Source organism: Alexandriicola marinus, assembly GCF_004000435.1.
In the GTDB taxonomy this organism is placed as follows: domain Bacteria; phylum Pseudomonadota; class Alphaproteobacteria; order Rhodobacterales; family Rhodobacteraceae; genus Alexandriicola; species Alexandriicola marinus.
The window spans coordinates 1-6,340 of sequence record NZ_RBVZ01000038.1; the positions used below are offsets into that span (position 1 = coordinate 1).

Genomic DNA, 6,340 nt, shown 5'->3' on the forward strand with positions numbered 1-6,340 from the left:
CCGCCGTCATCATGATCGACAGCACCATCGCGGGCATGACCAGATGCGGAAGCCTGTCCCAGAAACTGTCATAGCCGGGCAGGATACGCCCGCCCACCGGAAACCAGTTGAGGTTGAGGGCAAAGACGAGGATGGCGACAAGGCCAAAGAAGAATTCCGGGATCGACACGCCCAGCATGCCCACGACCGTCAGGCTCTGGTCGGTGAGGCTGCCGCGCGTCAGCGCGCTGATCGTGCCGAGGATGCTGCCCAGAACGGTCGAGATCAGCAGCGCCGCGAAGGAGAGTTCCAGCGTCGCGGGCAGCCGGTCGAGGAAGATTTTGGAGATCGGCACACCGCCGGCAAGGCTGTATCCGAATTCGCCCTGCATGACGCCGGTGATCCAGATCCAGTAGCGCACGATGAACGGCTTGCCCAATCCGAGGCTTTCCCTGAGCGCCTGAAGACGCTCTTCGTCCATCATGCTCAGCGCGTCGGGCGGCACCATGTGAGAAACGGCATCGCCCGGCGTCAGCTCGAGCCCGAGGTAGATCAGAAAGCTGATCACGATCACCATCGGGATCAGGGTCAGCAATCTGCGCGCGATATATGTGAGCATGTGCCTCGGGGGTCAAAGCTTGGTCATGAAAGGGGGAGCAGCCTTCCGGACGCTCCCCCGGGGAGTTCAGAAACCCTGGTCGAGGATCACTCGCGCGGGAACTGGTTGATCCAGAACATCCGGGTGTAGGGGATGTTCACCGCGGTCACGTTCATGTGCTCCATCTCTTCGAGAGCAGGCACATCCGTGGCGTTCTTGGTATAGCCGAAATCGGCACGGAAGGCCGCCGCGTTGCGGATCAGGTTGGCATCCCCGTCAGCAGAGGGCAGCGCGATGATCCGGTCGATCTTGGCAACGCCCCGGTGGTAATCGGGGAACGGCACCAGCGTGGTGAACTCGTTCATCCGGGCCTCTTCGATCATGAAGGGACCCGAGCCGACGGGCTTCTGCCAGAACTCGTGCTGCTGGATTTGCAGAGGATCGACGCCTTCGAGATAGGCTTTCGGAAGCGGCGCGAATTGCGCGAACGACATCAGCATGTTCGGATCGATCGTCGCGAAGGTCAACGTGACCGTGCGGCCATCGACGGAAATGCCGCTGATGCTGTCGGCCTCTCCGGCCTTGTAGGCGTCGGCACCTTCGATGCTTCCGATTGTCGTCGCGACAAGCGGCTGAACGATCGGCGCAAGAGCCGCGGTCTCGATGCTCCAGACGACGTCTTCCGCCGTCAGGTCCGATCCGTCATGCCACTTGAGCCCTTCCTTCATGGTAAAGCTCAGGGTCAGGCCATCTTCGCTGACTTCGTAGCTTTCGGCCAGTTCGCCACCGATCGGGGTAAGCGATCCGTCGGCTTCGAGAATGGTGTCAAAGGCATAACGGCTGTGCACCCAGATACCGAGGTTCTGCCAGGGCAATTCGAAGAACTGCATCGGCGCGGCGTTGGTATAGGCCACGCGTTCGCCATCCTCGTTGGGCTCGACCGTCCAGTTGATGACATCGGAATTGTAGCTGTACTGCTCGTTTCCGTAGGGCGCCCCGTTGCGGCTGATCCGGTCACTCTCGAAGATGTAGAGCTGCTGGTAATAGAGCGGCAGGATGTAGACATTCTCGTTGATGATGCCTTCCATCTGCTGATAGCCGGCGCGCTGCACGGCCGGGTCGACCGTGCCATTGACCTGTTCGACAAGCGGAAGCATCTCTTCCACAGTCGGGATCATCGGCATCTGCCCTTCGGCAAAGCGGTTGAAGTATTCCTGGTTCGCGATGGCAGCGCGGGCACCGTAGAGCATGTCCCATTCGACAACCGAGGGGCCATTGACCGGATCGTCCGGACGGCCGGTGATCTGCGCGCCCACATCGCCCTCAAGCAGGCGATAGGTCATGTCGATGCCCACATCGGCAAGCTGGGCCTGCACGACCGCCATGAAATCGGCGGTCAGCTGATCGGGGTAATAGTAAACCATGTCGAGCGTGCGGCTGCCGTCCCATCCGGCCTCGGCCAGAAGTTCGCGCGCACGTTCGGGGTTGTAGGAATAGGTGTTCATCCCTTCGGGATAATTGGCCGGGTCCGAAGTAAGGCCGACCGCCGGGATCGCCGCGCCTTCGAACAGAGTCTCGGCGATCGTTTCCATGTCGATTGCATAGGCGATCGCCTGACGGACGCGCGGGTCGGACAGTTCGCTTTCGTTGATAGGCTGGGCCCAGGCCCCGGTCGTTCCGCAGACCGCGATCAAGGCTGCGGCGGACGTTGTGAGAAGTTTGTTCATTCCAATCCCCTGTTGTCGTTCGTCATTATCGGCACGCCGGCCAGAGCCGATCTTCACGCCTAGAGTTGCCGGGCCTTAAACACCCGGAATTGCAGGCTTTTCCCGGTCGCGCCGATGCAATCGACCCTCCCGAGACCTTCCGGGACCGGACATGCCCTCCCCCGGCAAGGCCCTCGCCGATGCGCCTTGCGGCAGCGTTGACAGGCGAAGATATCCTATTAACATAACAACATGGCATTTTGCGCTGAGTCAAGGTTCTTGTACCCGCCGAAATGCCGGTCAGAGCCCGGCCTTCACAGCCGCGCAGGCCATACGGGGGACAGATGACTTCTCAAATGCGCAGCGTCCTGATCATCGGGGCCGGAGGGATCGGACGGCGCCATATCATCGGCTACCGCCAGACCGGGCGTGCCCGCCTGACGATCGTCGAGCCCGACCGCGCCAAGCGGGATGCAATCGTTTCCGAGTTCGCCCCCGAGGCCGCATGCGCCGATCTGGCCCAAGCGGACCCCGCCGCCCACGATCTTGCGGTGATCTGTGCACCCGCCAACCATCACGTCCCGCTCATGCGGGCCTGCGCCGAGGCGGGGCTGCCGTTTCTGGTCGAGAAACCCCTTGCCGTGACAGAGGACGGGGTCGACGAGGTCATCGCCGAGGTCGAGAGGGCGAACCTTCTGGCCCGGGTCGGATATATCCGGCGGATCGCGCCCGAGATCATCAACCTGCGCAAGCAGATCGACGAGGGCAAGATCGGCACGCTCAAGTTGGCCTATCTGAATTCCTCGCAGGAATTCCCGAAATACCGGCCCGATTTCCAGCGCACCTATTATGCCCGCCCCGAGATGGGCGGCGGCGCGATCCTCGATGCGGCCAGCCACAGTTTCGATATGCTGATCTCGATCATGGGACGGCCCGTCACAGTGGGTGCGATGTATGACAGGCTCGCCCTCGAAGGGACCGAAACGGAGGATACCTGCCTCGTCTCGATCCGGTTCGAAAGCGGCGCGATGGCCAACCTGACGATCAACCAGTTCCAGAAACGCAACGTCGCCAATGCCGAATTCATCGGCACGAAGGGCAATCTGAAACTCGATCACGCCCGGCTCAGCTTTGCCGATGACGACAGCGGTCATTGGTCGGAATCGCGCGACTTCATGGAAGGCATGGTCCCGATGGAGGCCCATCAGGCGCGTTTCACCTTGCAGGCAGAGGCCATGCTCGACGCGCTCGACGGCGTGGCCGATCCGCTGGCCACGCTACAGGACGCAAGGGTCAACCTCGGTCTCGCCCTCGCCGCGAAACGATCCTGGATCGAGCGGCGGTTCATCGAATTGGAGTGATTGTGCAAAACCTCTTTTCCATGGACGGCAAGACCGTCCTGATCGTGGGCGGGGCGGGCTATCTGGGCCTTCCGGTCTGCGAGGCGCTGCGTGCGCAGGGCGCGTCGGTCGTGATCGGCGATCACCATCCGGGCCGGCTGGCCGAGGCGCAGGCGACGCTTGCCGCGCAGCCCGGCGCGGGGGAGGTCACGACGCGCCACGTTGACATGGGCGACGAGAGCTCGATCCTGGCCTGTGTCGACAGCTGCGCGACGCTTCACGGGCTGGTCATGGCCACCGCCGGGTCGAGCAATACCCATTTCGACAAGCTGACCGCCGAGGAATACGACCGCTCGAACCGGATCAACCTGACGGGCACCTTCGTGCTTGCCCGGGCCGCCGCGGCAAAGATGACCGAGGGGGGCGCAATGGTGTTCTATTCGTCGATGTATGGCACCGTGGCGCCCGATCCCGCGAATTATCCCGACGACATGCCGCCCAACCCAGTGGATTACGGGGCGGGCAAGGCCGGGATCAGCCAGATGGCGCGCTACATGGCCGGTCATTTCGGGCGCAGGGGCATCCGCGTGAACGCGATCACGCCGGGCCCCTTTCCGCCGCAGGCCGTGCAGGACGCGCACCCCGAATTCATCGCCAACCTGACCCGCGACACGATGATGGGCCGCATGGGTCGGCGCCATGAGACCGCGGGCGCGGTGGTGTTTCTTCTGTCGGATGCGGCCAGCTACATCACCGGTCAGATCCTTGGCGTCGACGGAGGCTGGACAGCATGGTGACCTTTCCCCTGGGCGATCGCCCCCTGAAACTCGCCATGCTGGGCATGACCGAAGGCAACGGCCATCCCTATTCATGGAGCATCATCGTCAATGGCTCTTATGACGCCGACGCGCTGGCCGGCTGTCCCTATGCCGTGATCCGCGACTACATCGCCAAACAACCGCCCGGGACATTGGGGATCGCGGGGGCCCAAGTCACCCATGTCTGGACGGACGATCCCGCCGATGCGGTTCAGGTCGCCGCCGTCGCCCATATCCCCAACATCGCCGAACGGGCCGAGGACGTGATCGGAGAGGTCGACGCCGTGCTGATCGCCACCGATATCGGCCACCAGCACGTGGACCGCGCCCGCTCCTTTGTCGAGGCGGGCCTCCCCGTCTTCATCGACAAGCCGCTGTGTGACAACCGCGCCGATCTGGCTCAGTTTTCCGATTGGGTCGCGGCAGGGCATCCGATCCTCAGCAGTTCGGCCATGCGCTATGCCAAGGAATTCGCGCCCTATCACCGGCGGACCCACGAATTCGGCGCGCTTCGGCATATCAACATGACGATGGCCAAGAAGTGGGAAACCTACGGGATCCACGCGCTCGAGACGATCCTGCCGATCACCGGCCCGGGGTTCGAGACGATCCGCAATTTCGGCAGTGCCGAACGCAACATCGTGCATCTGACACACCGCGACGGGATCGACGTGACGATCTCGGTGATCAAAGACCAGATCGGCGGCGCCGGCTTCCTGACGATCGCGGGCACGCAGGGCGGCGTTCAGCTGCGCTCGCAGGACACCTACCACGCCTTCAAGACACAGCTCGAAGGGGTCGTGTCATGGCTGCGCACGGGCACGCCACCCGTTCCATGGCCCGAGACGCAGGAATTGATGAAACTGGTCATCGGCGGGATCGAAAGCCGCGAACAGGGCGGCAAGGTCATCCACATCAATGAAATCGAGGTCACACAATGAGCAACGTGATGGACACCCTGTCGCTCTCCGGCAAGGTCGCGCTGGTGACGGGCGGCGCCGGTCTGTACGGCCGGCAGATCGTCTCCGCACTTGCCGAAGCGGGAGCCACGACCTTCATCGCCTCGCGCGGGATCGAGGCGCTTGAGGCTGTCGCCGCCGAGGAGAGGGGCAGGGGTTACGATGTCCGCGCCCTGCCGCTGGATCTGGGGGACCAGGCGTCGATCGACGCGCTGCACGCGCGCATCGCCGATGAGACGGGAGGCTGCGATATCCTCGTGAACAATGCCGTCACGCGAAACCCCGAGGCCCTCTGGGGCGGCCCGATGGATGCCTATGACACGGCGCTGCGGGTCAATGCCTCTGCCCTGTTCTACCTGACCCACCTCTTTTCCGAAGACATGAAAACCCGAGGCGCGGGCTCGATCATCAATATCGGCTCGATGATGGGCACCGTGGGGGTGGAGCCTGCGAATTACGCGGGCACCAACATGCACGACAATCCCTCCCCCCTGTATTTCTATGAAAAGGGCGGAATGCAGAATTTCTCCCGCTGGGCGGCCAGCATCCTTGGCCCGCATGGCATCCGGGTCAATTGCGTGGCGCCCGGCGGCTTTTTCACCGGCCAGCCCGCGCCCTTTGTCGCCGCCTATTCGCAGCGCACGCAACTTGGCCGGATGGCCAATGAGACGGACCTCAAGGGCATCATCGTCTTTCTGGCCTCCGACGCGTCGGTCTACATTACTGGCGCGAATATCCCCGTCGACGGCGGCTATACCGCCAAATAAGCAAGGATTTTTCCGATGGCCGACCCCTATGCCGCCACCTCTTCCGGTGCCCCTGCCCTGCGGCCCAGCCGCGTCTTGCGGCGCATCCGCGAGGGCAAGGTTGCCCGCGTCCTGAAACTCAACACAACCGATCCCAAGGTCGCCGAAATCTTTGCCAGTGCCCAGCCCGACGC

The 6,340-nt window shown here is 63.0% G+C and carries 6 protein-coding genes; 4 read left to right on the forward strand and 2 right to left on the reverse strand.

The features are described 5' to 3' along the window. Both EP376_RS22365 and EP376_RS22370 read right to left on the reverse strand, forming a co-directional pair. The coding region (locus EP376_RS22365; protein ID WP_164745055.1) for an ABC transporter permease at positions 1-598 on the reverse strand (598 nt) is incomplete at its 3' end. Positions 599-684: 86 nt separating this feature from the next. Beyond that, a complete protein-coding gene (locus EP376_RS22370) occupies positions 685-2,304 on the reverse strand; it encodes an ABC transporter substrate-binding protein (RefSeq protein ID WP_127657694.1) in 1,620 nt (539 codons plus the stop codon). A 323-nt stretch (positions 2,305-2,627) separates the two neighbouring features. Here EP376_RS22370 and EP376_RS22375 point away from each other — a divergent pair, with 323 nt between their 5' ends. From EP376_RS22375 to EP376_RS22390, 4 genes are read left to right on the forward strand one after another with little or no spacing between them, the layout of a single operon-like run. Beyond that, on the forward strand, positions 2,628-3,644 hold the full coding sequence (locus EP376_RS22375; RefSeq protein WP_164745056.1) for a Gfo/Idh/MocA family protein: 1,017 nt from the start codon (positions 2,628-2,630) through the stop codon (positions 3,642-3,644). Between the two features lie 2 nt (positions 3,645-3,646). Next, the gene (locus tag EP376_RS22380) at positions 3,647-4,420 is read left to right on the forward strand and encodes an SDR family NAD(P)-dependent oxidoreductase (protein ID WP_127657696.1); all 774 of its coding nucleotides are present in this window, start codon (positions 3,647-3,649) and stop codon (positions 4,418-4,420) included. After that, positions 4,414-5,382, forward strand: coding sequence for a Gfo/Idh/MocA family oxidoreductase (locus EP376_RS22385; protein WP_127657697.1), 969 nt, complete (start codon positions 4,414-4,416; stop codon positions 5,380-5,382). The genes EP376_RS22380 and EP376_RS22385 overlap by 7 nt, the downstream gene beginning before the upstream one ends. Continuing rightward, a complete protein-coding gene (locus tag EP376_RS22390; protein ID WP_127657698.1) occupies positions 5,379-6,167 on the forward strand; it encodes an SDR family NAD(P)-dependent oxidoreductase in 789 nt (262 codons plus the stop codon). Before EP376_RS22385 ends, EP376_RS22390 begins: the two co-directional genes overlap by 4 nt. The last annotated feature ends 173 nt before the right edge of the window (positions 6,168-6,340 follow it).